The organism is Kribbella monticola, assembly GCF_003261635.1.
In the GTDB taxonomy this organism is placed as follows: Bacteria; Actinomycetota; Actinomycetes; order Propionibacteriales; family Kribbellaceae; genus Kribbella; species Kribbella monticola.
In genome coordinates, this window is record NZ_QFXK01000035.1 from 1 (window position 1) to 24,006 (window position 24,006).

Below are 24,006 nucleotides of genomic sequence, written 5' to 3' on the forward strand. Positions count from 1 at the left end.
CTGGCGGGTGAGGTGGCCGCGGCGCTCGCTGGGTGAAGTGGTGGGGAGTGTTGACGGAGCGGGGTTGGGCTGAGGGGGAGGTGGGTCGGGTGGGGGACGAGGGTGGAGCGCAGGTGCCCGAGGCGGGTGGGGCTCGGGTGGGGGCTGTTGCTGTGTTGCGGGGGAATGTTGGGTTTCGGCGGTTGTGGGTGGCCAGGTCGGTGAGTTTTTTGGGGGACTCGCTGAGTTTGGTTGCGTTGTTGTTGTATGTCGAGGCTGAGACGGGGGCGGCGTTGGCGGTTGCGCTGTTGTTGTTGGCGGGGGACTTTACGCCGGGGTTGTTTGGGGCGTTTGCGGGGGTGGTGGGGGATCGGGTGGATTTGCGGAAGGTGATGGTGGGGTGCGACGTCCTGCAGGGGGTGTTGGTGGTGGGGATGGCGGTGAGTTTGCCGCCGTTGCCGGTGCTGCTGGTGTTGGTTGCGGTCAGGAGTTTGGTGGCGCAGGTTTTTCAGGCTAGTTCGCGGAGCGCTGTGCCGGCGTTGGTTAGTGATCGGGAGTTGGAGACTGCTAATTCGGCGTTGGGGGCGGGGACGCATGGGTTGGATGCGGTTGGGCCATTGGTGGCGGCTGGGTTGTTCTTGGTGCTGGATGTGCGGGGGATTTTGTTTATTGACGCGGCCAGCTTCTTTGCGTCGGCGGTGTTGTTGAGTCGGTTGCCTTCGCTTCCGCCGGCGGTGAAAGAGGAGAAGACGGGGTTCATTGAGGACGCGAGGGCCGGGTTGAGTTACATCTGGAGGGCGAAGGTCGTTCGGGTGATTGGGCTTGGGTTCTTTGCGGTGGTGGCGTTCAGTGGGGTGGATGACGTCGCGATGGTGTTCTTGGCCAAGGACGAGTTGCATGCGGGGGATTCGAGTGCGGCTGCGCTGTATGCGGGCGTGGGGATCGGGTTGGTTGTTGGGTATGCGTTGCTGACCAGGTTTGCGGGCAGCGCCAAGATGTTGCCGTTGTTGGTGGTTGGGTTCGCGATTACGAGTGCGGGCAATCTGCTGACCGGGTTGGCTTGGGCGGTGTGGGCTGCGTTGGCATTGCAGACGATCAGAGGGCTGGGGATTGCTGCGCTTGATGTGGGGATCAATACGCATCTGCAGCGGGTGGTGCCGGCCAACATGCTCGGCAGGGTGTTCGGGAATCTGTACGGCGCGATCGGGCTTGCGGCCGGCATTTCGTACGTGTTTGGTGGCTTGCTGCTGCAGCACACCGATGCGCGGGTCACCTTTATTGCGGCAGGCGCCGGTGGGTTGCTGGCTGCGGGGGCTACAGCGGTGGCACTAGCTCGGCAATAGGCTTTCGCAGGGCACGAGCGCCCGGTACGGCGATGAGCGCGACAAAAGCCATTACCAGGAACGCGACCAATGGGTGGTTCACCAGCAGGCCGACCACTACGGCTACGACGAGGCCGCCGAGGTTGCCGGCCATCCAGATCAGGCCGGCGCCGGTGCCTTCGGCTTCGCCTGTACGACGCTCGACCAGCTCCAGCACGATCGGCAGAGCCGGTAGTAGCAGGAACCCGATCACGGTGATCGCCACAAACCCCATGACCGCACTCGGGAACACAGCGAGCAAACAGCAGGCCAGTGCGGTCACGGCGAGGCTGACGACGAGCAACGACGACTCAAAGCGGTGGCGCACTACCAGGACCGGGATGACGGCGCTGCCGACGACGCCGGCGATCACGTTGACCAGAAGGATTGTGCTCGCGATCTCGGCGCTGACTCCGGCCGGTTCGAGGAGCGCCTGGGCGAAGGTGGTCATGGCGACGAAGACGCCGAAGGGGAAGATGGCCAGCAGGGCGACCCGCCGAATCAGGGGATCGCTCCACGCGATCTTGAGAGCGCCTCGGGTCGGCCCGCGTCGCTCGACCTTGTGGTGGCCGGGATTCCGCAGAGCGAGTAACAAGATGATGGCCGCAAGGACGCTGAAGGTTGCCGAGAGCCACAACATGGTCGGCAGTTGACCCGCGTCGGGTAGGAGGGCCGCCATCACGAAGGCCAGGACCATACCGGCGAAGATGCTGGCTGTGCCGACGGCGATACCCGTGGGCCGGTCCTTCTCAGCGAGGTACCGGCCGGTGATGCCAGTGACGGCGTTGAGCACAAACGGTTGTGCCACCGAGGCGATCAGTTGCCCGGCCAGGAGCCAGCCGTAGTTGTCGCCGATGAGCCGCACGACTGCCCCGAGAGCAGTGAGGAGCGCGCCGACGAGCAGCCCGCTCCGGAACCACTTGTCGAGAATCAGACCGGCGGGGATCGCCAGTACGACGTACAGCAAGGGGAAGACCTGGGCGAGCCAGCCGATGGCGCTTTCTGAGACGCCGTACCGCGAAGAGGCGACCGTTGTGACGCCCGCGAAGTTGAGCCAGACCAGCTGGGTGGCGGCACCGACCAGCGCGTACGCGACGATCGCCGACCACCGGCTGCGAACTGCTACGACCTGACTCTTCATTCAGGGCCTCCCACAGGGGACCTTAGAGGCAGGTTGTGTCTTCGTGAAACAGCCGGAGGCGGCGGATCGGCAACAATCCGTTGTCAACAGCCCTCAAACGGATCAGGCCCAGGGGTCGAAGGGGATGCCGGCGGGTTTGGAGGCGTTCAGGAGGTTGCGGAACCGGTCGTCCTTGTCGGTGATCTTGATGGTCGCGGAGCCGAAGTCGGCGTTCATCAAGGTGTCTCGCAGTGACAGGCTCGGCCAGCCGTTCCAGTCGACCAGGGGTGGGTAACGCCAGTTGTGGTAGTAGTTCTCCGGCGGCTCGTCGTTGCTGTTGGCAAGCCGGAAGAAGTGCGTGCTCAAGCCGTCCTTGTGGTAGACGACCTTCGGGTGCGAGCCGTCGAAGCGGACCTGCGAGCGGGTGTAGGTCACCTGGCTGCTGTGCTGCGTCGTGGTCACGTACTGGACCTCGTTGGCCGACTGGTTGATCCACGAGATGACGTGTTCGAAGTCGTGCCGGTGGCCGCCGAGACTACTGCCGGCGACGGCCTGGTCCTTCTCGAAGTAGCTGGCGTAGACGACTGCGCACCAGCCGTTGTTGCACTTCGACCGTGCGTAAGTCTGGGAGTTGTCCAGGTCCGACTGGTCGTGGCAGCCCCCGTTGACCGCACCGCTCGGGTTCAGCCCGCCGTTGAGCGTGCCGTCCGGACCGATCGCAGGGGTGGCGTAGCAGCCGTCGGTGTCGTAGTCGTACGCGGGCGAGAAGGACTGCTCCCAGCCACCCGCATTCTGTGGAAGAGCAGGTGGCGGTACGGCGAACGCGGCCGCCGCGGTGGTGACCATCAGCGCGGCGGTGCCTAGGGCAACACCGACCATGCGGCGCCTGTGCTTCTGATGACGGGATTGCGCTGCAGCTTTCATTCATCACTCTTTCGAGAGACGCATCCGCACGAGACGAAACGAGACGAAACCAGGCGGATGCGGGGGCGGTATGAACGCTCTCGACAATGACAGACAAAGTGAACAACGGCTCCCGTTCCGCGTGTCCGCCAAGCAACCGTCTTCCTGCCACCTGATCCGCGCCTGACAAAGCCGGACTTTGTTCTCCAGCAGGCATTTCCGTCACGGACCGAAGACGCGGACGCCTTCGATGTAGGTAGCGGTGACGCGAGCTTGCCCTATCTCGTCCACAGGAGCGCGGAAAGGATCGCGGTCGAGGACTACCAGGTCGGCGAGCAGGCCAGGTTCGATCCGGCCGGTGTCGTCGGCATGGTTCAACCAGGCGCTCCCGGAGGTGTAGGCCGCCAGGGCGGTGGAGAGGTCGAGCGCCTGCTCGGGCAGGAACGCTTCATAGCAACCGTCCCCGGTATGCCGATTGACAGCAACCTGTACTGCGGCCAGCGGGTCAGGACTCGACACGGGCCAGTCGGATCCGGCCGCGAGCCGGGCACCCGAGCGGGCCAGATCGCCGAACGGATACTGCCACCCCGAGCGCTCCGGACCGAGGAACGGAATCGTCAGGTCGAGCATCTGCGGCTCGTAGACCGCCCACAGGGCCTGCATGTTCGCCGTGACATCGAGCGCGGCGAACCGGCCGATGTCAGCAGGATGGACCACCTGAAGATGAGCGATGTGATGCCGCAGGTCGGTTGCACCGTTGGCAAGACGGGCTGCCTCGAAAGCATCCAGGGCCTCCCGAACGGCGCGGTCCCCGATCGCATGCACATGGACCTGGAAGCCGGCGGCGTCGAGCGCGGTCACGTGCTGGCGCAAGGCCACCGGGTCGACGAAGGACAGCCCAGCGTTCGCAGTACGGCAACCACAGCCGTCGTAGTACGGGTCGAGCATGCCGGCTGTGAAGTTCTCCGCAACACCGTCCTGCATGATCTTGACGCTGCCGGCTCGCAGGCGTGGAAATTGCAGCGCATCACGTCGTTCCACCAGCGCGGAGATCTGCTCGGCGCCGAGATCGCGCCGCCACCAGAGGGCGCCGTTCACGCGTGCGGTGAGTAGCCCTGCACGGGCCAGTTCGACGTACGCCGGGGTCGCGTCGGTCAGATTCGCGTAGTCGCCGAGAATCGCGTCCTGCCAGCCCGTGATGCCCAAGGAATGCAGATACGCCTGTGCGTCCAAGAGGGCAGCCACCTGCTCTTCGTGGGTCGTCGGTGGAACCAGCCGGCCGACGAGATCCATCGCCCCCTCGTGCAAGGTGCCGGTCGGGGAGCCGTCGGCCGCACGTTCGATCCGGCCGTCGGCGGGGTCCGGCGTACGGGCGTCGACACCGGCGACGGCGAGCGCGCGCGAGTTCACCCAGGCGCTGTGGTGATCTGCGTTGACCAGGAATGCCGGCCGATCAGCGACGGCGGTGTCCAGGTCGGACGACAACGGCGCGCCACCCGGGTAGTCGGGTTGATGCCAGCCGCCACCGAGGATCCAGTCGGCCTCGGGATGAGCCTCGGCGTACGCCGAAATGGTCGCCAGCGTCGTCCGGCGGCCCCAGACCGGCGACAGATCGCACCGGGCTCGCTCGAGGCCGCCCTGGACCGGATGGATGTGCGCGTCGACGAAACCAGGCTGCAGCAGCCCACTGCCGAGGTCGACCACTTCGGTCCGCGCATCCCGCAGCGAGGCGACGTCTGGACCTGCAGCCAGGATTCGGCCGGACCGCACGGCTACCGACCAGCCGGGCCGATACCGCCGGCCGTCGAAGACCGAACCGTTGACGAAAAGGATGTCCATCGGAGCCATTCTGCGCCGTCGGTGGCGAGTGGTCGGGTTTGGTCGAGAACCGGGTGCTGGGGCCGGGACGCGGTGATGCTGACTCCGACGGACGGCAAGAGGTCGTCCCGAGAGGTAACCGGAGGAGCCATGAAGGCGATCACCATGCTGAGGACCGCGACGGCCGTGCTGGCGGTAGGGGCGGCGGCGATGCTCGGCGTCGGACCGGCGCAGGCTGCAACCACGGCGAGCGACTCGGCGAGCGCGTCGGCGACCAGTGCGACGGTCATCTACGACTGCATCTGGAAGACGGACTACGGCATCTACCTGTTCCGTACGCCGACCTCGACGACCGCCGACTACTTCGTCGGCAAGGGCGTCCTGATCACGGATCTCGGCTGCACCGGCCCGGTCGACGGCCGCCACTACACCGACTGCGGCGGTGGCAGCCGCTGGGTGCACATCGACGGCACCAAGCACGGCTGGGCAGCTCTGTCCTGCATCACCTTCCAGAGGCGCGTCGTCCGCGCCTGAGCGAGCGGACTATTCGAGCCAGCCGGCGTCGCGTGCGGCCCAGGGGTTGCATTCGTAGATGGACGGATGGACCCGGGCGGACGGATCCAGGGACGGGTGACGGCCCCAGCCGAACCAGTTCGCGGCGTTCTGGTTGGTGCCGTGCATCCGCAGTTCGCCGCGGCGGTCGCCGCCGTGACTGTTGTTGTCGTAGGCCTGCCTGGACAGGGATCTGGTGATCGAGCCACGGCCGGTACTGGTGCCGTAGAACATGCCGGAGAAGCACCAGGCCTGCAGTTCGAGCTGCCGGGACAGCAGCTGACCGGCCTGGCTCGAATAGCCGACCGTCTGGGCACGCGCCTGGAACGCTGCCATCACGCCCACCTGTTGCTGGATGTGGTGGCCGTATTCGTGCGACACCACGGCAAGCGCGTAGCCCGAGCCGTACCGGGCGATGGATCGCATCGAGTCGAACGGCATCACGATCGTCTGGTCGGCGGCGCAGTAGAACGCTTCCCGCCCGGTGTCGTTGCGCCCGCAGGCGCCGCCGTACTGGCGTCCTTGGGCACCGGCCCACAGGTGTGGCGAGGTCAGCGTGAGGCCGAAGTGGCTGAGGGTGCCTCGCCAAGCCTGGTCGTGGCACCTGATCGCGGCCTGGTAGAAGGCCTGGGCCGCAGCCGGCTGGAGACGCCACGCGGGAAGCCGGCAGGTCACGGCGGCGATGCCGTACCCCGGTTCGAGGTGCACCGGGTTCGAGCCCAGCAGCGGATCTTCCCGCACCGGACCGGAGACCCGCGGCGACCAGGTACTTGCGGTGGGCTGAGTTCTGGACGGCGTACTGGTCGGGACGTCGGTCACGGTGGGCAGAGCCGTCACTGTCGGCAGTGCACGCACGCGGGCCACGCCAGGAAATCGCGTCGCAGCCGGGCCGGTCGGCGTGCGACGGTAGGCCCATGGCGCAACCGATTCTGCGGACCGAGCGATTGCTGCTGATTCCGCTGGCCGACTCGCATTTCGAACTGGAAGTCGAGCTCGACTCCGATCCCGAAGTGCTGCGGTATCTCTCCGGCCGAGCCTCGTCGAGGGACGAGGTGGCCGAGTCGCATGTGCGGCGGATGGCGCTGGGGACCAAGGTGGATGGACTCGGGTACTGGATCGCCTTCGGGACTGACGGCGGACGAAGGGGTTCCAAGCGGCCGGAGACCGAGGAGGACGGCGAGTTCGTCGGGCTCATGATGCTTCCGCCCGCGCACGGGCCCGATCAGCCGGACGACCCGACCGTCTGCGATCTGGGCTACCGGCTGCTCGCGAAGACGTGGCGGCAGGGGCTGGCGAGCGAGGCGTCACGCGTCCTGCTCCGGCACGCCTTCGAGACCATCGGGCAGACAAGGGTGATCGCGCAGACGATGGCCGTGAACGCCGGTTCGCGGGGCGTGATGGAGGCTGTCGGCATGCGTCATACCCGCACGTTCTTCCCCACCTGGGACGATCCCTTGCCGGGAGCCGACCAGGGCGAGGTCGAGTACGAGATGACCCGAGCGATGTGGACGGCTTCAGTCGGGGAGTGAGCGGGGGAGGCCGAACCAGGGCAGGACGCTGTTGTCGAAGCGCGTGACCGCGCCGATCCGGTCGCCGCTGATGGTGAGGACGAGCAAGCCCGTACCGCGGCGGATGCCGTCCACTCGCAGATAGGTGCCGAACGCCGGCTGCCCGTTCGCGCGTGTCGGCACCAGGTCGTAGCGGCGATCCGGCCGGATGACTTCGGCGTAGAACGCGGCCACCGCGTCAATACCCAGGTACTCCAGCGGAACAGGCGGCATCGAGACTCTGACGTCCTCGGTCAGCAGCGCGACCACCGCGTCGACATCGCTGGCCTGATAGGCGCGGACGAACTTCTCCACCAGCGCCTCCTGAGCAGGTGACTCCGGCGCCGGCGGCTCACCGGTCTGCTCCTGTAGCCCGACGCGGGCTCGTTTGAGGGCGCTGTTGACGGACTCGACGGACGAGTCGAGCATTTCCGCGACCTCGCTCGCGCGGTACCCGAGCACCTCACGCAGGATCAGTACGGCGCGCTGGCGGGCAGGGAGGACCTGCAGCGCGGTGATGAAGGCCAGCGAGATCGCTTCAGTCTGTTCGTACCGTGCTTCCGGTCCACCCTCCAGCAGGGCGTCCGGATAAGGCTCGAGCCACACGATTTCCCCGAGCCGGCTCGGTTCAGGTGGCTGCAGATCGGCCACGTCCCACTCCTTGGCCTGGCGCCGCTTGGCTGAGCGCAGCGCGTTGATACACCGGTTGGTGGCGATCCGGTACAGCCAGGTGCGGAGCGAGGCGCGCTCCTCGAATCCCCGCAGACCCCGCCAGGCGGCCAGCAGGGTGTCCTGCAGCACGTCCTCGGCGTCCTGGATCGATCCGAGCATCCGGTAGCAGTGCACCTGGAGCTCCCGGCGGTACGGCTCGGTCAATTCCCGGAACGCACTGTCGTCACCGGCTCGCGCCCTGCTCATCAGCTCGGTCGTCACCATTCCACCCTCGCGTCGCGTCGTGTCTTCAGTATCGACACCGGCCGGCCCGCGAACTGGGCGCCGGCCGACCGCTCACTTTCGCAAGCTCGCACTGTCTGCATCTTCGACAGGTCGAAATTCGCTAGCGAGGGACAGAAATGACAATCGCAGACAGCTCAGTACTGGTGACCGGCGCCAACCGCGGAATCGGGCAGGCACTGGTCGAGGAAGCCCTACGCAGAGGTGCGCAGCGCGTGTACGCCGGTACGCGGCGCCCGTTGAACCATCCGGACCCGCGCGTCACGCCACTCATCCTGGATGTCACCGACCCGGCCCACATCCAGGCCGCCGTGGAGACCATCACCTCGCTCGACGTCCTCGTCAACAACGCGGGAATCGGCCTGTACGCCGAACTCGGCGACCGCGCGGCGCTCGAACAGCACCTCGCCGTCAACCTGTTCGGCACCTACGACATGACCCAGGCCTTCCTGCCACTCCTGACGCAGTCGCGCGGAACCATCGTCAACGTGCTGTCGCTGGCATCCCTGGCCGCCGTACCGCTCGATCCGACGTACGCCGTCTCCAAAGCAGCCGCGTTCTCCTTGACCCAGTCGCTGCGGATGCTGCTGGCGGGACAGGGCCTGACCGTCCATGCGGTGTTGGCCGGTCCCGTCGACACCGACATGGGGCCCAGGATGGACATCCCGAAGGCGTCGCCGGAGTCGGTCGCCCGAGCCATCTTCGACGGGGTGTCGGACGGGGACGAGGAGATCTTCCCCGATCCCCTGTCCGAGCCCCTCGCGGAGGGCTGGCGCAACGGCGTGGCCAAGGCACTCGAGCGTCAGATGGCGGCTTTCGTTCCGGTCAGCTCGTGAAGGCGTGCCGGCGCGGTCAGCGGGCCGCGCCGGCGCGGCGCTTGTTGTAGACGTCGAAGGCCACGGCCAGCAGCAGGACCAAACCCTTGACCACGGCCTGGATGGACTGGTCGACACCCATCAACTGCATGCCGTTGCTCATCACGGCCATGATCAGACCACCGACCATCGCGCCGACCACGGTGCCGACACCGCCGGTCACCGCCGCGCCGCCGATGAACGCCGCGGCGATCGCGTCGAGTTCGAACATGTTGCCGGCCGCGGGCTGGGCGCCGTTCGAGCGGGACGAGTAGATCACGCCGGCGACCCCGGACAGCACGCCCATGTTGACGAAGATCCAGAAGGTGACCTTCTTGACGTTGACGCCGGACAACTGGGCGGCCGAGAGGTTGCCGCCGATCGCGTAGACCTGGCGACCGAAGACGCTCTGCTTCATCGTGATGCCGTACGCGAGGATGAGGACGGCCAGCACGATCAGCACGATCGGCAGACCGCGCGCGTGGGCGAGCTGCCACGCGAACGCCATCACCACGGCACCGACGCCGACGACGCGCGCGACGAACAGCGGGAAGGACTCGACCGGCTGCTGGTACCGGATCCGGGCCACCCGGGTCCGGAACCCGCTCACCGCGTAACCGACGACCGCCAGAGCGCCGATGACGAGGGTGAAGGTGTCGTAGCCGTAGCCGCCGAGCAGGCCGTTGAGGAAGCCGTTGGCCATCCGCTGGTAGTCGGGCGGGAAGGGCGACAGCGAGATGTTGTCGAGCACCTGCAGCGTCAGGCCGCGGAAGAGCAACATGCCCGCGAGCGTGACGATGAAGGCCGGGATCCCGACGTACGCGACCCAGAAGCCCTGCCACAGGCCGACCAGCAGGCCGACGCCGATCGCGGCCAGCACGCCGACCGTCCAGGGCATCCCGTGCTGGATGACCAGTACGGCCGACGTCGCGCCGGTGAGCGCGACGACCGATCCGACCGACAGGTCGATGTGACCGCTGACGATCACGATCACCATGCCGATCGCCAGGATCAGGATGTAGGAGTACTGCAGCAGGACGTTGGTGATGTTGCCGGGGCTCAGTGACACACCGTCGGTGAGGATGGCGAACAAGGCGATGATCGCCACGAACGCCACATAGATGCCGCTCTGGCGGAGGTTGCGGGTGAGCAACTGGCGGACATCGCTGGTGCCGGTGTGCAGCGCGTCCGAAGGTGCGCTCTCCGACTTGTCGGCGGCTTGCCCGGGCGGCCGGGTGACGCTGCTGGTCATCGGTCGAGCTCCCTTTCCTTGGTCATGAGTTCCATCAGGTTCTCCTGAGTGGCCTGCTGGGCGGTCAGCTCACCGGTGATCCGGCCGGCCGACAGTGCGTAGATGCGGTCGCACAGGCCCAGCAGTTCCGGCAGCTCCGAGGAGATCACGATGACGGCCTTGCCCGCCGCCACCAGCCGGTTGATGATCGTGTAGATCTCGTACTTCGCGCCCACGTCGATCCCGCGGGTCGGTTCGTCGAGGATGAGGATGTCCGGGTCGGCGAAGATCCACTTCGACAGCACGACCTTCTGCTGGTTGCCGCCGGACAGCTTGCCCACGATCGACGAGACGGCCGGTGCCTTGATGTTCAGGCTGCGCCGGCTCTCCTCGGCGACCTTGGTCTCCTCGTGGGAGTTGACCCAGCCGTAGCGGGACAGCTTCGAGAGGCCCGCCGCGGAGACGTTGCGGCGGATGTCCTCGATCAGGTTGAGGCCGTACTTCTTGCGGTCCTCGGTGGCGTACGCCAGTCCGTTGGCGATCGCCTCCGACACGCTCCGGGCCCGGATCTCCTTGCCCCGCTTGTAAAGCCGGCCGGAGATGTCGCGCCCGTAGGAGCGGCCGAAGATGCTCATCGCCAGTTCGGTGCGGCCGGCACCCATCAATCCTGCGATGCCGACCACCTCACCGGCGCGAACCGACAGCGAGGCGCCGTCCACCGCCTTACGGTCCTGGGTCGGATGCCAGACCGTCCAGTCCTCCACGCGGAGCACCTCCTCGCCGGGCGAGGAGTCGCGTTCGGGAAACCGGCTGTCGAGATCACGGCCGACCATCCCGCGGATGATCCGTTCCTGGGTCACCTCGTCGGCCCGCATGTCCAGCGTCTCGACCGTGCGCCCGTCCCGGATGACGGTCGTCGTGTCGGCGATGCTGGTGATCTCGTTCAGCTTGTGCGAGATGATGATCGAGGTGATGCCGCGTTCCTTGAGCCGGCGCAGCAGGTCAAGCAGGTGCTCGGAGTCGGTGTCGTTCAGTGCCGCGGTCGGTTCGTCGAGGATCAGCAGCCGGACGTCCTTGGACAGCGCCTTCGCGATCTCGACCAACTGCTGTTTGCCGACCCCGAGCTGACCGACCGGCGTGACCGGATTCTCCCGCAGGCCGACGGAATCCAGCAGTTGCGCGGCCTCGGCGTTCGTCCGGTTCCAGTCGATCAGCCGGTTGGATCCCCTCCGTTCGTTGCCGAGAAAGATGTTCTCGGCAACGGACAGGTAAGGGACCAGCGCGAGCTCCTGATGGATGATCACGATCCCGACGTGTTCGCTGTCGCGGATCCCTGAGAAGTGGCACGGGTTGCCGTCGAAGAGGATCTCGCCGGTGTAGCTGCCGGCCGGGTACACACCCGACAGCACCTTCATCAGCGTCGACTTGCCCGCGCCGTTCTCACCGCAGATGGCGTGGATCTCGCCACGCCGCACCGCGAGCGAGACGTCCTGCAGCGCCTTGACCCCGGGAAAGGTCTTGGTGATCGAACGCATCGTCAGGAGGTGGTCGTCCATAGGGTCCTGTTCCTCGTCGTACCGCGCTGTCGTAGCGCGCCGGATGGGTCGCGATCAGCCGGCCTGGCCGGTCGCGACCTCCTTGGCGGTGTAGTAGCCGGAGTCGATCAGGACCGACTTGATGTCTTCCTTGTAGACCGTCTTCACCGGCAGCAGGTACGCCGGGACGACCTTCACCCCGTTGTCGTAGGTCTTGGTGTCGTTGGCCTCGGGCGTGGTCTTCTTCAGGAAGGCCTCGGCGGCGATGACGGCCTGGTCGGCCAGCAGCCGGGTGTCCTTGAAGATCGTCGAGGACTGGATGCCGGTGTTGATCAGCTTGACCGACGCGATCTCCGCGTCCTGGCCGGTCACGATCGGCCGGGCGATGCCCTTGGTGCCGTAGCCGGCGTTCTGTACGGCGGTGATGATGCCGCGCGAGATCCCGTCGTACGGCGAGAGGACGCCGTCGACGTGGGTGCCGTCGCTGTAGGCCTTGGTCAGCAGGTCTTCCATCCGCTTCTGCGCGGTCTCCTGGGCCCACCGCAGGGTCGCGGTCTGCTCGATCGCGGTCTGCTTCGACTTCACCACGAGCTGCTTGGAATCGAGGTACGGCTTCAGGGTGTCCATCGCGCCGTTGAAGAAGTACCGCGCGTTGTTGTCGTCGAGCGAGCCGGCGAAGAGCTCGATGTTGAACGGGCCCTTGGCGGTGCCCTTCGAGCCGTCCTTCTTCAGCAGGCCGAGGCCGGTCAGCAGCGCCTTGCCCTGCGCGACACCCACCGCATAGTTGTCGAAGGTGTCGTAGAAGTCGACGTTGGCGCTGCCGCGGATGAGCCGGTCGTAGGCGATGACCGGGATCTTCGCGTCCGCGGCCGCCTGCAACTGGCTGCTCAGGGCGGTGCCGTCGATCGCTGCGATGATGAGGACGTCGGCGCCGCGGGTGATCATCTGGTCGACCTGCTGGGACTGGGTCGGGATGTCGTCACCGGCGTACTGAAGGTCGACCTTGTAGCCCTTGGCCTCCAGCTTCTCCTTGACCGCCTTGCCGTCGGCGATCCAGCGCTCCGACGTCTGGGTCGGCATCGCCACGCCGATGGTCAGGTCCGCCGGTGCGGCCTGCTTGGTCGGGGCCGCGTCACCGCCGCCGGCGCCACTGCCTCCGCAGGCTGCCAGGCCGAGTGCCAGAGCGGCACTCACTGCGATGAAGCCAAGCTTGTTCCTCACGATGTTTCTCCTCCTCGGCGGACACTTCCCGGTCGGCCGGAGCCCAGTGAGATCCGGGTGGCGACGGTCGATGTGATCGCTAACATTGCACGGCTGTGAACGCTAACATGGGCGGTCTGGGGCCACAAGAGTTCGGCTGGGGCCCTAGCTCGTCGTGTCCGAAATCGTGATCCAGCGCCCGTACTACGCTCTCCGCAACGGCTACCGATCGGGGAGTAGATGTCGACCGTCACCGCTGCTTTGTTCACCTGGCCGCTCGGCGACGACGCCGCCCTCGTACTGCGAACAGCCGAGCTCGCGGACGCCCACTTCGCCTTGGTGCAGGCCAACTACCGTGAACTCGCTCGGTGGTTTCCGGACGCGTTCCAGGAGCCGCCCGTGCTGGAGCTGACGCGGGCGAACCTGGCCGAAGGCGCCAAGGGATGGATCGACGGCGAGTTGCTGCCGCTGTCCATCGCCGTGAAGGCCGATGACGGGTGGCAACTGGTCGGCTGGGCGCAGCTGATCATCAACCAGGCCAAGCGATCCGGCGAGGTCGGCTACTGGCTCGATGCCGGGTTCGTCGGGCGCGGGCTGGTCACACGCGCCGTCTCCGCGATCCTCGACCACGCGTTCGGTCCCCTCGGTCTGGAACGCATCGGTCTCACTGCCACCGCCGACAACCTGCGCAGCCGAGCCGTCGCCGAACGCCTCGGCTTCACCCTGGAAGGCGTTCTCCGCGAAGGTGCCGCCTTCCCCACCGAACGCCGCGACGTGGCGCTGTACGGTCTTTTGTCCCGCGAATGGGCTAAGTCAGTCGAACAAGCGGAGTAGCCGCTCGCGCTCGGACGGAAACCAGAGCACGTCCCGGACCTGATCGATGGAACCGGCGGGCCAGCGGTCGACGAATTGCTTGACGGCCGGATCCTGGATCTGCGCGGCCAGGGCGGTGGGAAAGTCGCCCCAGGTGACCTCGAAAGGCCGATCCCACAGTTGTTCCACGCCGAGCGGAACGGGTGGCGTGATCTGCAAGGCGTTGTGCCTGGCGGCCACGACCTCGTACGCCGTCGTCAGGCTGGTCTCGCGTTCCTGCCAGGTCTCCGCGCTGAGCACCTGCCGTAGTACGGGAGTCAGTTCGGCGCCGCAGGGGAGCCGGGAGAACGCAGTACCGAACCATTTGGAATAGGGCGCGTATTCGCGTTCCATCAAGAAACACAGGCGCATCAGGCCGTCGACGAGCTGTGACCCGATCAGCGCGGAGCCGAGTTCGTCGCCGACGAAGCCGGTGCGGCCGACCAGGTTGTGTTCCGGGTGGATCCGCCACCAGGCTGCGATCAGTAGGTAGTACCAGACGTCCTGCGGGTAGTAGGCGAAGCGATCGCGGACAGCCTGCAGGCCGACCCCGTCGTGATGGACGGCGCCGGCGGTGATCATCCGGAGCCGTTGTTCGGGGAAGGTCAGCCAATCGCGCGGTTCGAGTTCGCCGTCCAGATCGAAGGCGAGATGCTCGAGGACGAAGCCGCGCAGCGTGTGTACGACGTACTTGGTCTGGCGGCCCTCGAATCGCGGCGGCACCTTCTGCTGCAGGGTTTCGTCGAGCGCGGCGCCGTACCGGGCATGATCTTCTTCGGTCAGGAACAGCAGGACGCGCGGCTCCCAGTTGTGGTCCGTGGACATCTCGTCGTCGAAACCCAGCACTTCCGAGCCTCGCCCGAGCAGGGCCGCGCCGTGCGGAAGGCCCGGGACTGCGGAATCCAGGATCGGGCGGATCGCTTCCAGGTAGAACCGACGGCTCAGTTCCTGGCCGGAAACGAAGGCAGACATGGAGGAACGATAACCGCGCCGGCACCCGAGGGGTGCCGGCGCGATCAGTGCTGTGGTGTGTCAGGCGCGGTAGGCCGTCCACATGTTGCTCATCCGGGTGCTCTGACCCGGGGTGAACTGGGTGTAGCAGGTGTCGTAGGAGTAGTCCATGTAGTTGTGGATCGGGTCGAGACCAGGCAGCGAGCAGGAGTCGCGGCCTTCGGGGCAACCGCTGGTCGAGCTGCTCTGCGCCGGGGTGTCGGCCACCTCGTCGTTCGTGCTCGTGCAACCGCCCTGGAACGTGTGGTAGAGCCCGAACCAGTGGCCGGCCTCGTGGGTCGCGGTCTCACCGTAGTTGTAGTTCGTCGCCGATCCGCCCGGCAACGACGTGTACTGCACGCGGATGCCGTCGATACCCGGGTTGCGCGCGTAGTCCCACGGGAAGGTCGCGATGCCGAGGTAACCGAAGTCGACCAGCCAGATGTTCAGGGCATTCTTGCCACCCTTGCGGGTCTGCTTGCGGTACGTGCTGCTCTGCTTGTCCTGGTGCCACTGCGTGTTGTTGTACCGCGTCGTACCGGCCAGGTAGAAGGTGAAGCCGGTGTTCGCGGCCGATGACGACTCCTGGCCGCCGAAGGTCTTGTTCAGCACCGCGATCTGCTGGGAGATCTGGGTGTCGGTGACATCGCCGTTGCCGGCCGAGTCGCGCATCACGTTGATGTAGACGGGGACACTGGCGGCGGCCAGCGCGCCCTTCGGTACGGCGATGCCGCGGGCGGCCTTGGCCTTCAGCAGGTCGGCGGTCTTGGCTTCGATGGCCTTCTGCTCGGCGACCGTGATGTCGCGGGTGTCCGCGCCGTGGCCGCCCTTCGCGGCGGCGCCGGCCGACGGCACGTAGCAGTCGCTCGGCTGGCCGGCCGGGTGTCCGGCGGTGGCCTGTCCGGCCAGCGGGGTGATGGTGAGTGCCGCGCCGGTCACGATGACGGCGAGCATCCGGGGACGGGTGATGAGAGATCGCATGGCTGCGCTCCTGCTCCTCGGGCCGCTGGGCGGGCGGCCGGTTGCCGAAATACTGCGGTGTCAGGAGCATTTCCAGAAGCGATCGGCGGCCGAAATCCCGGAATCCAGGGAAATCCTTCGGGGCCCGGCTTTCCGAACGGTCATTGCTTTTGCGGCGGCCGATTGCTACCGACCGTAGTGGTCAGGCGACGCGCTGAGCGATGACGACCGTGTTGCTGAGATAGACCTTGCCGTTCCAGTCCTCGCAGGTGATCAGCACGAGACGCCCCGGCACCGACTGGTCGAAGACCCGCTGCGCGTTCTTCGCCAGAGTCTGCTTGCGGTACGTCGTGACGCTGGTGACCCGGTAGCCGAGCTGTCCTCGGGTGGTGGTGACACCGACGGAATCACCAGGCTGCAACTGGTTCAGGTTGTCGAACGCTCCGCCGCCCGTGTGCACGGTGTGGCCGGTGATCACTGCCGAGCCGAGTTTGGCTCCAGGCTGGGCACCCCCGGACCACCAGCCCAGCTTCTGCGGGTTCGACGGGGGAGTAAGCGCTCCCTGGTCGATGGTGATCCCCACGACGGGCGCGGACACCTGCAGTTGGGGAACGGAGAGGCGCAGAGGCTTGCCCGGGCGGGCGGCGAGCCTGCGGACCGGAGTACTCGTCGCGGGCCGGGATTTCGCCGGAGCGCTCGGGGACGTTCGGCGGGGCAGCGGTGTGGACACGGCCGGCGGGTCCGGCGTGGCTCCGGCCCGATCGTCGAACTGGAGATAACCGCCGATCAGGGCCAGGCCGATCCCGGCAAGAGCGATCGACCCGCCCCACCGAAGTGGGGCGGGTCGACCACGACGCCGGGCATTGGTCACGTCAGCTACTGTGCCTGCCCCGGCGCTTGAGCGCGATAGCAGCGCCAGCTGCCAGCATCAGTCCGCCGCCTACCAGCAGGCCGGCGCCGACGGTGTTGAGCGGGCCACCGTTCGATGCGCCGCCGGTCGGCGTACCGCCGAGGCCGGCGTCGACCGCTGTCGGCACACCGGTGGTCGGTGCGGTGGAGCTGGTGACGACCGGCGTACTGGTGCTACTGGTCGGCGACGTCGACGGCGAGCTCGGAACGTCGGTCGGCGGAGTCGACGGCGGCGTGGTCTCCGGCGTGCTCGGGGGAGTCGTCGGAGGTGTCGTCGGCGGCGTGGTGGGAGGCGTCGTCGGGGGAGTGGTCGGCGGCGTCGTGGGCGGTGTCGTCGGAGGCGTGGTCGGCGGGGTGGTGGGCGGCGTGGTGGGCGGGGTGGTGGGCGGGGTGCAGCCCTTGACCCAGAAGACCTTGTGCTTGGTGTCCGCGCCGATCGAACCCTCGGCGTGGATGGTGATCTTCACGTGGTAGCCCTGCTGCGGCTGGGGCTTCCCGGTGAACGACAGGGTGTAGGTCTCCTTGGCGTCCAGGTCGTTGCCGCCACCGTTCGGGTCGCCGCCGATGAACGGGTTCAGGTTGCCGGACTCGACCTTCAGGCCGCCGTCCGCGGTCGGCGCCTGGTCCGCGAAGGTGACCGTCGCGTGCAGATCGCCCTGGTCGTAGTTGTAGAACTCGACGACGAAGCTGCAGCCCTGGTGCGGGTTGTTGTCCGGCGGACCGCTCTGGATGTCGACGCCCTCGATCTTGATCGTCCCGTTGTTGCCGGGTGGACCGGCTTGGGGGCGCGTGGCAACGACTGACTCATCGGCGGAGGCGGCCGGCGCCGCGACCAAGGCGGCTGCGCCGGACAGGAGCGACAAGGCTCCGGCTGCGGCGACGATGCCGCCCACGCGGGAACGGCTTCCGGACTGTGCCATCACGGACGTCCTCGATTCAGGAAAAGGGATCTCTCCTGCAGTATGCGAGATCCGTTGCCCTGGTCAACAACTCACGGTAACGATTGAGTGCATTTCCAGGGAATTCAGCGCGAGATGCCGACCCCGCTGCGCGCGTCGCGGCCGTACTTCGCCAGCTCGGCAGCCAGGTCGAGGGCGCCGTGCCCGTCGCGGTCCTCGGCGGTGAGCAGGTCCGCCGGGATGATCCAGACGACCTCGAACTCCAGGCCGTTCGGGTCCTTGGCGTACAGCGACTTGGTGGTGCCGTGGTTCGTCGAGCCGACCAGCGCGCCCACCGCGGACAGCTTCGCGGCCAGGTCCTCGAGGTCGCCGAGCGTGTCCACTTCCCAAGCCAGGTGGTACATCCCGACGGTACCGCGGCCGGCCGCGGACGGTCCGGCTTCCGGGCCCAGCTCGAACAGCCCGAGATCGTGGTCGTTCGTCGATCCGGGCGCGCGCAGGAAGGCGGCCTTCGGGTGGGCGTCGCCACCCTCGATGTAGTCGAAGCCCAGGACGTCGCGGTAGAAGCCGACGCTCTCGGCGACGTCGCGCACGTACAGCACCGCGTGGTTCAACCGAAAGATCGCCATGACCGGACTCCCCTGATCGAGCTTGCTGACCCAGGGTAGTTGAGACCTCAATTGAACGCCAGTGCGCTCCGTCACCGCTCGCCGGGCGGGGTGGCGGGCGGTCCGGGCTGTTTCGGTGTTGCATGCTAGGGGCAACATCCGTCCCTCCCCTGCCCCGAAAGGTCCAAGGCTTCATGGCGCAACGAACCGAGGTATTTCTCACCGATGATCTCGACGGGACCAACATCCCCGCGGGTAAGGGTGGAACGCTCACCTTCGCGCTGGACGGGAAGACCTACGAGATCGACCTGACCGCGAAGAACAGCAACGCGCTGCGCAAGACGCTCACCCCCTACATCGAGGCCGGCCGGCAGGTCCGGACCTCCAAGGGCGCCCGGATCAAGCGCACCGCCGTCGGCGCCGATCCGCGCACCATCAAGGAATGGGCCCGCGCCAACGGCTACGAGGTGAACGACCGCGGCCGGATCCCCAGCGAGATCCGGGAAGCCTTCGAAGCCGCGAACTGAGCCGTCCGGCCGCCGCGCCCCGCCCCCGAGGCGCGGCGGTAGGGTTCAGGGGTGACTTCTAGGCGGGAACCGGGCGGCAGCGACGACCGGGCAGGGCTGTCGCCGCGAGACAAGTGGATCACCATCTTCGGGCGCAAACCGGTGCTGGAGGCGCTCAACGACCCGGGCCTGTCGGTCGCCAAAGTGGTGGTCGCGGACAACGCCACCGGCCAGTCGCTGAACGAGATCCTCCGGGCGGCCGACCGATCCGGTACGCCGGTGCAGCGGGCGGCCCCGAGCCGTGTCCAGTGGCTCGCCGGCAACAGCAAGCACGACCAGGGTGTCGTCGCCGATATCAACGCACCCCGGATGACGCCCTTGCAGCACTTCGTCCGCGATCGCGGCAACCGACCGACCAAGGTGTTCCTGCTCGACGGCGTCACCAATCCGGGCAACGTCGGGATGATCCTGCGGACCGCGACCGGCGCCGGCTTCGACGGCGTCATCCTGCCGCGCGCCGGTACGCCGCACGTCGGGCCGCTGGTGATCAAGGCGTCTGCCGGCGTCGCATTCCAGGCGCCGATCGTCAATGCGCCGACGGCTCGGGCTGCGGTCGACGAGTTGCGCGCGGCCGGTTACCGCATCTACGGCTTGTCGTCCCACTCGTCGCAGTCGCTGTTCAAGGCTGCGCTGGAGCCGCGGTCGGTGTTCGTGCTGGGTGGCGAGACCAACGGGATCTCGGTCGACACCGACGAGGACCTGCTGATCCCGCTGCACAACGGGGTGGAGTCCCTCAATGTCGCGGTCGCCGCCGCGGTAGTCGCCTTCGAGGTCGCCAACCGCTGACCGGCGCCGGCGCGGCATTCCGTAGTACAGGGGGCCGGGTCAGCTGCGGCCGAACTTCCACCACTTCGGCTTGTTCGCCTTGATCTCGTCGTCGGTGAGCGGCGGCGGGACCGGCGGCTTGGACTCCTCGGTGAGGAAGTTGCCCGACTCGGTGTCGTACGCCGTGACGCCGAGCCGGCTGCTGATCTCCATCACCAGCGGGATCGAGCGCGGGCCGTCGTTGAGGTAGAAGGTCAGGTCGCGCACGTCGACGCCCTTGCCGATCGTGAGCTCGACGTCGTACTCGTCGCTCTTCAGGCGCAACCACGACCGCTTGCTCGCATCGACGTCCGGGGCCACCTCCCGAACCACGGCGACCACCTCGTCCGCCGTACCGAGTGAGGGCGGTTCGTAGCCTTCGGGAATGTCCTCGAGCCGCCGTACGCCGCCCGGGCCTCGCATCGCATAGATAGCCCAACTCATGCCCCCAGCATCCCCCATCACGCCACAGCCCGACCGGGCCGCCCCTTGCCAGGGTCGACAGGGCGGGTCAGGGTTTGGGGATGCGGGTGCGGGCGATCGACGACGAGGGACTGCGGCTGGTGGAGGAGTGGCTGGCCGCCGATCCTGTGGGAAGTGCCGTCTTCGGGGGCTTCTACGGGCGCGCGGTCGAGCGCTGGGCTCCGCTGCTGTCCGCGCCGGGCCGGTGGGGCTGGATCACCCTCGACGACATCGGACCGATCGGTTTCATCGACCTCGAGATCTTCGACGCGGAAGCGGAAGTCTCGTACTACGTCTGCCCCGCCCGCCGCGGTACCGGCCTGGGCCGCGCCACGGTGGAGCACGTCGTCCGTCTCGCCGCCGACCACGGCGCCCGCTTCATCCACGCCGCGGTCGACCCCACCAACCTCGCGTCCCTAGCCGTCCTCCGCGCCGCCGCCTTCACCGAATCCGGCCCCAACGAACACGGCGAAACCGACTTCGAACTGACCCTCCATACCTGAGAACAATGCAGGTGCGCACGGGATTTCGAGGCGGGATCATCGGGGGATGGTTGAGCTTGATCCGTTGATTCGTGGGTTCTATTGGGACCGGTATCGCGAGGACGATCGGCTGGTCCGGAGTGGGCACGGGCAGTTGGAGTTCGTGCGGACGCAGGAGTTGTTGCGCCGCTACCTTCCGGTGCCGCCGGCCACCGTTCTCGATGTCGGCGGAGCGACAGGTGTGCACGCGAAATGGCTCGCCGCTGACGGGTATTCGGTGCACCTGGTGGATCCGGTGGTGGAGCACGTCGAGAAGGCGGCTGCGGTGGGTGGGTTCAGCGCTTCCGTCGGTGACGCGCGAAGGTTGTCTCAGGCCAGCGACAGTGTTGGTGTGACGCTCCTGTTGGGTCCGCTGTATCACCTGGTCGAGTTGGACGATCGGGTGCAGGCATTGCGCGAGGCGGGTCGGGCTACCCGTCCCGGCGGTCTGATAGTTGCTGCAGGCATCAGTCGGTATGCCGGCCTGCTCGAGTACGGCTGTAATGGCGGGCTCACCGACGACAATCTGCGGCTCTTCACCAATGCGTTCGCGACCGGGCGCAATCACGACGACCCGGAAGGATTCACCAACGCGCATTTCCACCACGTCGACGAGCTGTGCGGCGAATTCGAGAGCGCTGGGTTGCGCGACATCGAAGTACTGGGTGTGGAAGGACCGGCCGCTCCGGTCCTCCACAATGCAGCTTTGGAAGATGCCGGCCGGCTGCTACCTTCCGCTGTTCGGTTGGCGCGCGTGGTGGAGCGCGACCCGCGGATGATGTCCGCCAGTTTCCATTTCCTCGCCTTCGGGCGCGTTTGATCGGCTCAGGTGCGGACTCGTACTTTGGTTGGGGTGATTCGGATGGCGACGCGGACTACTTCGGGTGGGAGGGCGAGGTACTCCGCGCCTGCGCCGGGGCCTTGGTATTTCTCGGAGATCTGTACGGCGAGTTGGCGGTCGGGGTCGTCGGTGATGGTGGCGGTGCCGCGGATTTCGACGTAGTGACTTGAGTCGGCGGCGTCGAGTATCAGCAGGCTTGCCTGCGGATTCTCCTGCAGGTTGGCCACCTTGCGCAGGCCGGCCGTCGTCGAGATCAGCACGTCGTCGCCGTCGCGGCCCACCCACACCACCGATGTCTGCGGAGTGCCGTCCGGGTCGATGGTGGCGAGGACTGCTGTGTTGGCCCCGTCGATCAGCTCACGCGCCGCTTCGCTCATGGTCATTCGGAGAGGGTAGTCAGTAGACGCTGTAGCCGCCGTCGATGAGGAGGATGGAGCCGGTCATGAAGGCGGAGGCGTTGCTGGCCAGGTAGACGACGGACGGGGCGATCTCCTCGGGGGTGGCGTAGCGCTGGAGTGGGGCGTCGAGGATCCAGTTCTGGCGGAATTGGGGCTGGTCGACCGGTGCCATTTCTGTCTTCACGTAGCCGGGGGCGATCGCGTTGACGCGGATGTTGTGGACGGCCCATTCGGCGGCGAGGCTTCTGGTCAGGTGGTGGACGGCTGCCTTGGAGGCGTTGTACGACGCCTGCCACTGCGGCCGGTTGACGATCTGCGCGGACATGCTGCCCACGTTGACGATCACCCCGCCACCGTTGTCGATCATGCCGCGTGCGACCGCGGTACTGCAGTTCCACAAGGCGGTCAGGTTGAGATCCAGGACCTGTTGCCATTCCTCGTCGGCAACCTCCAGCGCAGGCCGGTGGATCGCGATGCCGGCATTGTTCACCAGGACGTCGATTCCGCCGAAGGCCGCGGTGACCTGCTCGACCATCGCGGTCACGTCCGCGCGGACCGTGATGTCGGCCTGTACTGCGAGGCCGCGCCGGCCGACGGCCTCGATCTCGGCCACCACGGCCGCATTGCGTTCGGCGTCGCGAGCCGCGATCGCGACGTCGGCACCGGCTTCGGCCAGGGCCAGTGCGAAGGCACGGCCGAGCCCGCGATTCCCGCCGGTGACGAGCACTCGCCGCCCGGCTAGAGCGAAGCTGTCCAGAACACTCATCAGACCCCCGGTGGCTACGAAACGCAGGTGATCAGCTGACGCGAGGTCGCGAAACGATGTCAATAGCTGCAATTCAGTTCATCACCGGCGGTTCCGCGCCATACCATCTTCCGGCAGGTCGGCTGGGGGGATACGGCGCGTCCTGTCACCGCTGCTGCGCCCAGCACCGGTACGAGGACACTGGGGGAGCCCGAAGATGCCGGACAACGACGCGCCGAAGCCTGGCCATTTCCTGCCGGGAGGGGCGGGAGCGGACAGCTCCGGCGTCCGCAAGCCGGTCGTACCGGGGGACAGTACGCCGCTGACGGCGCCGACGCCGCGGCTCGGTGGATCGACTCCGGCCGGCCCACCTCAGTTGAGTGGATCGCGGCTCGGCCCGCCGCCGCCCGGGGACCCGGCCGCCGGGGCGTTCAAGGCGCGCTACCAGCCCGAGCCGATCCCGTTCGTGGAGAAAAAGCGGTCGAAGGTGCTGGTCGCCGCGATCGTGGCCGGCGTCGTACTGGTCGCGGGGGCGGGCGTGGCCGGCGCGACGAAGCTGCTGTCGAAGTACGACGATTTCGTGGCGAACCCGATCGGTACCACCCCGTCGCTGCCCGGTGGCACACCGAGCAAGTCGGAGCCGACCGGCACACCGACGCCGGATCCCGTGGTGGAGAAGGAGAACAAGCTCTACGCGAACGGCAGGCTCGCCTCCGTGCGCTGCAAGGAGCCCGCGTTCCGGCCGACCTCGAAGGAGAACGTCCGGTCGTACTACGAAGTGCTGCTCAAGTGCCTCAACCAGTCCTGGAAGCCGGTCGTCGAGAAGGCCGGCTTCACGTTCCACGAGCCGCGGCTGATCATCTTCGACGAGGGCGAGGAGACGGCGTGCGGCGTACAGAAGCTCGTCGCGTCGTACTGCGACGCGGAGGGCGGTGCCGTGACGATGCCCTGGCAGGACCTGGTCGAGTCGTACGAGAAGAACAAGGCGCTGGCCCGGATCGACGAGCCGGACGCCCTCGGCTACGTGTACGCCGTGCACGTCCAGAAACTGACCGGGATCTTCGATGCTTCGGACAACCTGAGCGACACGGCGCCCACCGATGGTGCCCGGCTGGAACATCAGCGGCGCCAGGCCCTGCAGGCGACTTGTCTGGCCGGGGCGTTTTTCGGCGCCGAGAAGGCGACCTTCCCGATCCAGGGCGAACTGCTGAAGCAATGGCAGTGGCGGTCCAGGAACGACGGCGATGAGCAGAGCGAGGACAAGGTGCGAGACCATGGGTCCCGCAAGAGCGCCGAACTGTGGCGGACTCGTGGCTTCAGCACCGCGGACCCTGGCTCCTGCAACACTTTCGTGGCAGCTGCGGACAAGGTCGGCTGACGACCGAGGACTGGGGAAG

Annotated in this window: 26 protein-coding genes; 10 read left to right on the forward strand and 16 right to left on the reverse strand. The window is 67.1% G+C overall.

Features of this window, described 5'->3' with window-relative positions; all coding sequences use genetic code 11:
- The first annotated feature begins 152 nt into the window (after positions 1-152).
- Positions 153-1,322: an MFS transporter gene (locus DIZ26_RS26010; protein ID WP_269815408.1), complete on the forward strand. Its 1,170-nt coding sequence runs from the start codon at positions 153-155 to the stop codon at positions 1,320-1,322.
- On the opposite strand, the gene DIZ26_RS26015 is transcribed toward DIZ26_RS26010, so the two are convergent.
- The 3 genes from DIZ26_RS26015 to DIZ26_RS26025 form a co-directional block, all read right to left on the reverse strand.
- The gene (locus tag DIZ26_RS26015; RefSeq protein ID WP_112246106.1) at positions 1,294-2,481 is read right to left on the reverse strand and encodes an MFS transporter; all 1,188 of its coding nucleotides are present in this window, start codon (positions 2,479-2,481) and stop codon (positions 1,294-1,296) included. The genes DIZ26_RS26010 and DIZ26_RS26015 overlap by 29 nt on opposite strands.
- 102 nt (positions 2,482-2,583) lie before the next feature.
- On the reverse strand, positions 2,584-3,384 hold the full coding sequence (locus DIZ26_RS26020; RefSeq protein ID WP_112246108.1) for an NPP1 family protein: 801 nt from the start codon (positions 3,382-3,384) through the stop codon (positions 2,584-2,586).
- A gap of 201 nt (positions 3,385-3,585) precedes the next feature.
- Positions 3,586-5,202 (reverse strand): amidohydrolase, encoded by a 1,617-nt coding sequence (locus DIZ26_RS26025; protein ID WP_112247091.1) that lies wholly within the window; start codon positions 5,200-5,202, stop codon positions 3,586-3,588.
- A 129-nt stretch (positions 5,203-5,331) separates the two neighbouring features.
- On the opposite strand from DIZ26_RS26025, the gene DIZ26_RS26030 reads away from it, so the two are divergent.
- Positions 5,332-5,715 (forward strand): hypothetical protein, encoded by a 384-nt coding sequence (locus DIZ26_RS26030; RefSeq protein WP_112246110.1) that lies wholly within the window; start codon positions 5,332-5,334, stop codon positions 5,713-5,715.
- 9 nt (positions 5,716-5,724) lie between these two features.
- Here the strand turns inward: DIZ26_RS26030 and DIZ26_RS26035 are convergent, their stop codons facing one another.
- Positions 5,725-6,570, reverse strand: coding sequence for a neutral zinc metallopeptidase (locus DIZ26_RS26035; protein WP_232828605.1), 846 nt, complete (start codon positions 6,568-6,570; stop codon positions 5,725-5,727).
- A 77-nt stretch (positions 6,571-6,647) separates the two neighbouring features.
- Between DIZ26_RS26035 and DIZ26_RS26040 the strand changes: the two genes are divergently transcribed.
- On the forward strand, positions 6,648-7,262 hold the full coding sequence (locus tag DIZ26_RS26040; RefSeq protein WP_112246112.1) for a GNAT family N-acetyltransferase: 615 nt from the start codon (positions 6,648-6,650) through the stop codon (positions 7,260-7,262).
- Here DIZ26_RS26040 and DIZ26_RS26045 read toward each other — a convergent pair.
- Positions 7,248-8,216, reverse strand: coding sequence for a sigma-70 family RNA polymerase sigma factor (locus DIZ26_RS26045; protein WP_112246114.1), 969 nt, complete (start codon positions 8,214-8,216; stop codon positions 7,248-7,250). The genes DIZ26_RS26040 and DIZ26_RS26045 overlap by 15 nt on opposite strands.
- Positions 8,217-8,353: 137 nt before the next feature.
- Between DIZ26_RS26045 and DIZ26_RS26050 the strand changes: the two genes are divergently transcribed.
- Complete coding sequence (locus tag DIZ26_RS26050; protein WP_112246116.1) at positions 8,354-9,070, forward strand: SDR family NAD(P)-dependent oxidoreductase; 717 nt, start codon at positions 8,354-8,356, stop codon at positions 9,068-9,070.
- Between the two features lie 16 nt (positions 9,071-9,086).
- Here DIZ26_RS26050 and mmsB read toward each other — a convergent pair whose 3' ends face one another.
- The 3 genes from mmsB to chvE are packed head-to-tail and all read right to left on the reverse strand — an operon-like array spanning position 9,087 to position 13,075.
- On the reverse strand, positions 9,087-10,340 hold the full coding sequence (gene mmsB, locus DIZ26_RS26055) for a multiple monosaccharide ABC transporter permease (protein WP_112246118.1): 1,254 nt from the start codon (positions 10,338-10,340) through the stop codon (positions 9,087-9,089).
- Positions 10,337-11,875, reverse strand: coding sequence for a multiple monosaccharide ABC transporter ATP-binding protein (gene mmsA / locus DIZ26_RS26060; RefSeq protein ID WP_112246120.1), 1,539 nt, complete (start codon positions 11,873-11,875; stop codon positions 10,337-10,339). The genes mmsB and mmsA overlap by 4 nt, the downstream gene beginning before the upstream one ends.
- 54 nt (positions 11,876-11,929) lie before the next feature.
- Positions 11,930-13,075, reverse strand: coding sequence for a multiple monosaccharide ABC transporter substrate-binding protein (gene chvE / locus DIZ26_RS26065; RefSeq protein WP_112246122.1), 1,146 nt, complete (start codon positions 13,073-13,075; stop codon positions 11,930-11,932).
- A gap of 219 nt (positions 13,076-13,294) precedes the next feature.
- On the opposite strand from chvE, the gene DIZ26_RS26070 reads away from it, so the two are divergent.
- Entirely contained in the window at positions 13,295-13,888 is a 594-nt protein-coding gene (locus tag DIZ26_RS26070; RefSeq protein WP_112246124.1) for a GNAT family N-acetyltransferase, read from the forward strand.
- On the opposite strand, the gene DIZ26_RS26075 is transcribed toward DIZ26_RS26070, so the two are convergent.
- The 5 genes from DIZ26_RS26075 to DIZ26_RS26100 all read right to left on the reverse strand — a co-directional run bounded on the left by DIZ26_RS26075 (position 13,868) and on the right by DIZ26_RS26100 (position 18,293).
- Entirely contained in the window at positions 13,868-14,878 is a 1,011-nt protein-coding gene (locus DIZ26_RS26075) for a DUF4037 domain-containing protein (RefSeq protein WP_112246126.1), read from the reverse strand. The genes DIZ26_RS26070 and DIZ26_RS26075 overlap by 21 nt on opposite strands.
- Before the next feature lie 60 nt (positions 14,879-14,938).
- On the reverse strand, positions 14,939-15,877 hold the full coding sequence (locus tag DIZ26_RS26080; protein ID WP_112246128.1) for a zinc metalloprotease: 939 nt from the start codon (positions 15,875-15,877) through the stop codon (positions 14,939-14,941).
- A 181-nt stretch (positions 15,878-16,058) separates the two neighbouring features.
- Positions 16,059-16,727: a class F sortase gene (locus tag DIZ26_RS26090; protein ID WP_232828606.1), complete on the reverse strand. Its 669-nt coding sequence runs from the start codon at positions 16,725-16,727 to the stop codon at positions 16,059-16,061.
- Between the two features lies 1 nt (position 16,728).
- Positions 16,729-17,685, reverse strand: a complete 957-nt coding sequence (locus DIZ26_RS26095; protein WP_112246132.1) for a hypothetical protein — start codon at positions 17,683-17,685, stop codon at positions 16,729-16,731.
- A 104-nt stretch (positions 17,686-17,789) separates the two neighbouring features.
- Positions 17,790-18,293 carry a VOC family protein gene (locus DIZ26_RS26100; RefSeq protein ID WP_112246134.1) on the reverse strand — a complete coding sequence of 168 codons (504 nt, stop codon included), beginning with the start codon at positions 18,291-18,293 and terminating at the stop codon, positions 17,790-17,792.
- A gap of 173 nt (positions 18,294-18,466) precedes the next feature.
- On the opposite strand from DIZ26_RS26100, the gene DIZ26_RS26105 reads away from it, so the two are divergent.
- Both DIZ26_RS26105 and DIZ26_RS26110 read left to right on the forward strand, forming a co-directional pair.
- Positions 18,467-18,799 carry a histone-like nucleoid-structuring protein Lsr2 gene (locus DIZ26_RS26105; protein WP_112246136.1) on the forward strand — a complete coding sequence of 111 codons (333 nt, stop codon included), beginning with the start codon at positions 18,467-18,469 and terminating at the stop codon, positions 18,797-18,799.
- A gap of 51 nt (positions 18,800-18,850) precedes the next feature.
- Positions 18,851-19,624 carry a TrmH family RNA methyltransferase gene (locus tag DIZ26_RS26110; RefSeq protein WP_112246138.1) on the forward strand — a complete coding sequence of 258 codons (774 nt, stop codon included), beginning with the start codon at positions 18,851-18,853 and terminating at the stop codon, positions 19,622-19,624.
- 39 nt (positions 19,625-19,663) lie between these two features.
- Here the strand turns inward: DIZ26_RS26110 and DIZ26_RS26115 are convergent, their stop codons facing one another.
- Positions 19,664-20,086 (reverse strand): hypothetical protein, encoded by a 423-nt coding sequence (locus tag DIZ26_RS26115; protein ID WP_112246140.1) that lies wholly within the window; start codon positions 20,084-20,086, stop codon positions 19,664-19,666.
- Between the two features lie 80 nt (positions 20,087-20,166).
- Between DIZ26_RS26115 and DIZ26_RS26120 the strand changes: the two genes are divergently transcribed.
- Positions 20,167-20,607, forward strand: coding sequence for a GNAT family N-acetyltransferase (locus DIZ26_RS26120; RefSeq protein ID WP_232828607.1), 441 nt, complete (start codon positions 20,167-20,169; stop codon positions 20,605-20,607).
- 46 nt (positions 20,608-20,653) lie between these two features.
- The gene (locus DIZ26_RS26125) at positions 20,654-21,445 is read left to right on the forward strand and encodes a class I SAM-dependent methyltransferase (protein WP_112246142.1); all 792 of its coding nucleotides are present in this window, start codon (positions 20,654-20,656) and stop codon (positions 21,443-21,445) included.
- Positions 21,446-21,450: 5 nt separating this feature from the next.
- On the opposite strand, the gene DIZ26_RS26130 is transcribed toward DIZ26_RS26125, so the two are convergent.
- Positions 21,451-21,849 (reverse strand): PPOX class F420-dependent oxidoreductase, encoded by a 399-nt coding sequence (locus tag DIZ26_RS26130; protein WP_112246144.1) that lies wholly within the window; start codon positions 21,847-21,849, stop codon positions 21,451-21,453.
- Between the two features lie 13 nt (positions 21,850-21,862).
- Entirely contained in the window at positions 21,863-22,630 is a 768-nt protein-coding gene (locus tag DIZ26_RS26135) for an SDR family NAD(P)-dependent oxidoreductase (RefSeq protein ID WP_112246146.1), read from the reverse strand.
- Between the two features lie 196 nt (positions 22,631-22,826).
- Between DIZ26_RS26135 and DIZ26_RS26140 the strand changes: the two genes are divergently transcribed.
- Positions 22,827-23,987, forward strand: coding sequence for a neutral zinc metallopeptidase (locus DIZ26_RS26140; RefSeq protein ID WP_112246148.1), 1,161 nt, complete (start codon positions 22,827-22,829; stop codon positions 23,985-23,987).
- Positions 23,988-24,006 lie beyond the last annotated feature (19 nt).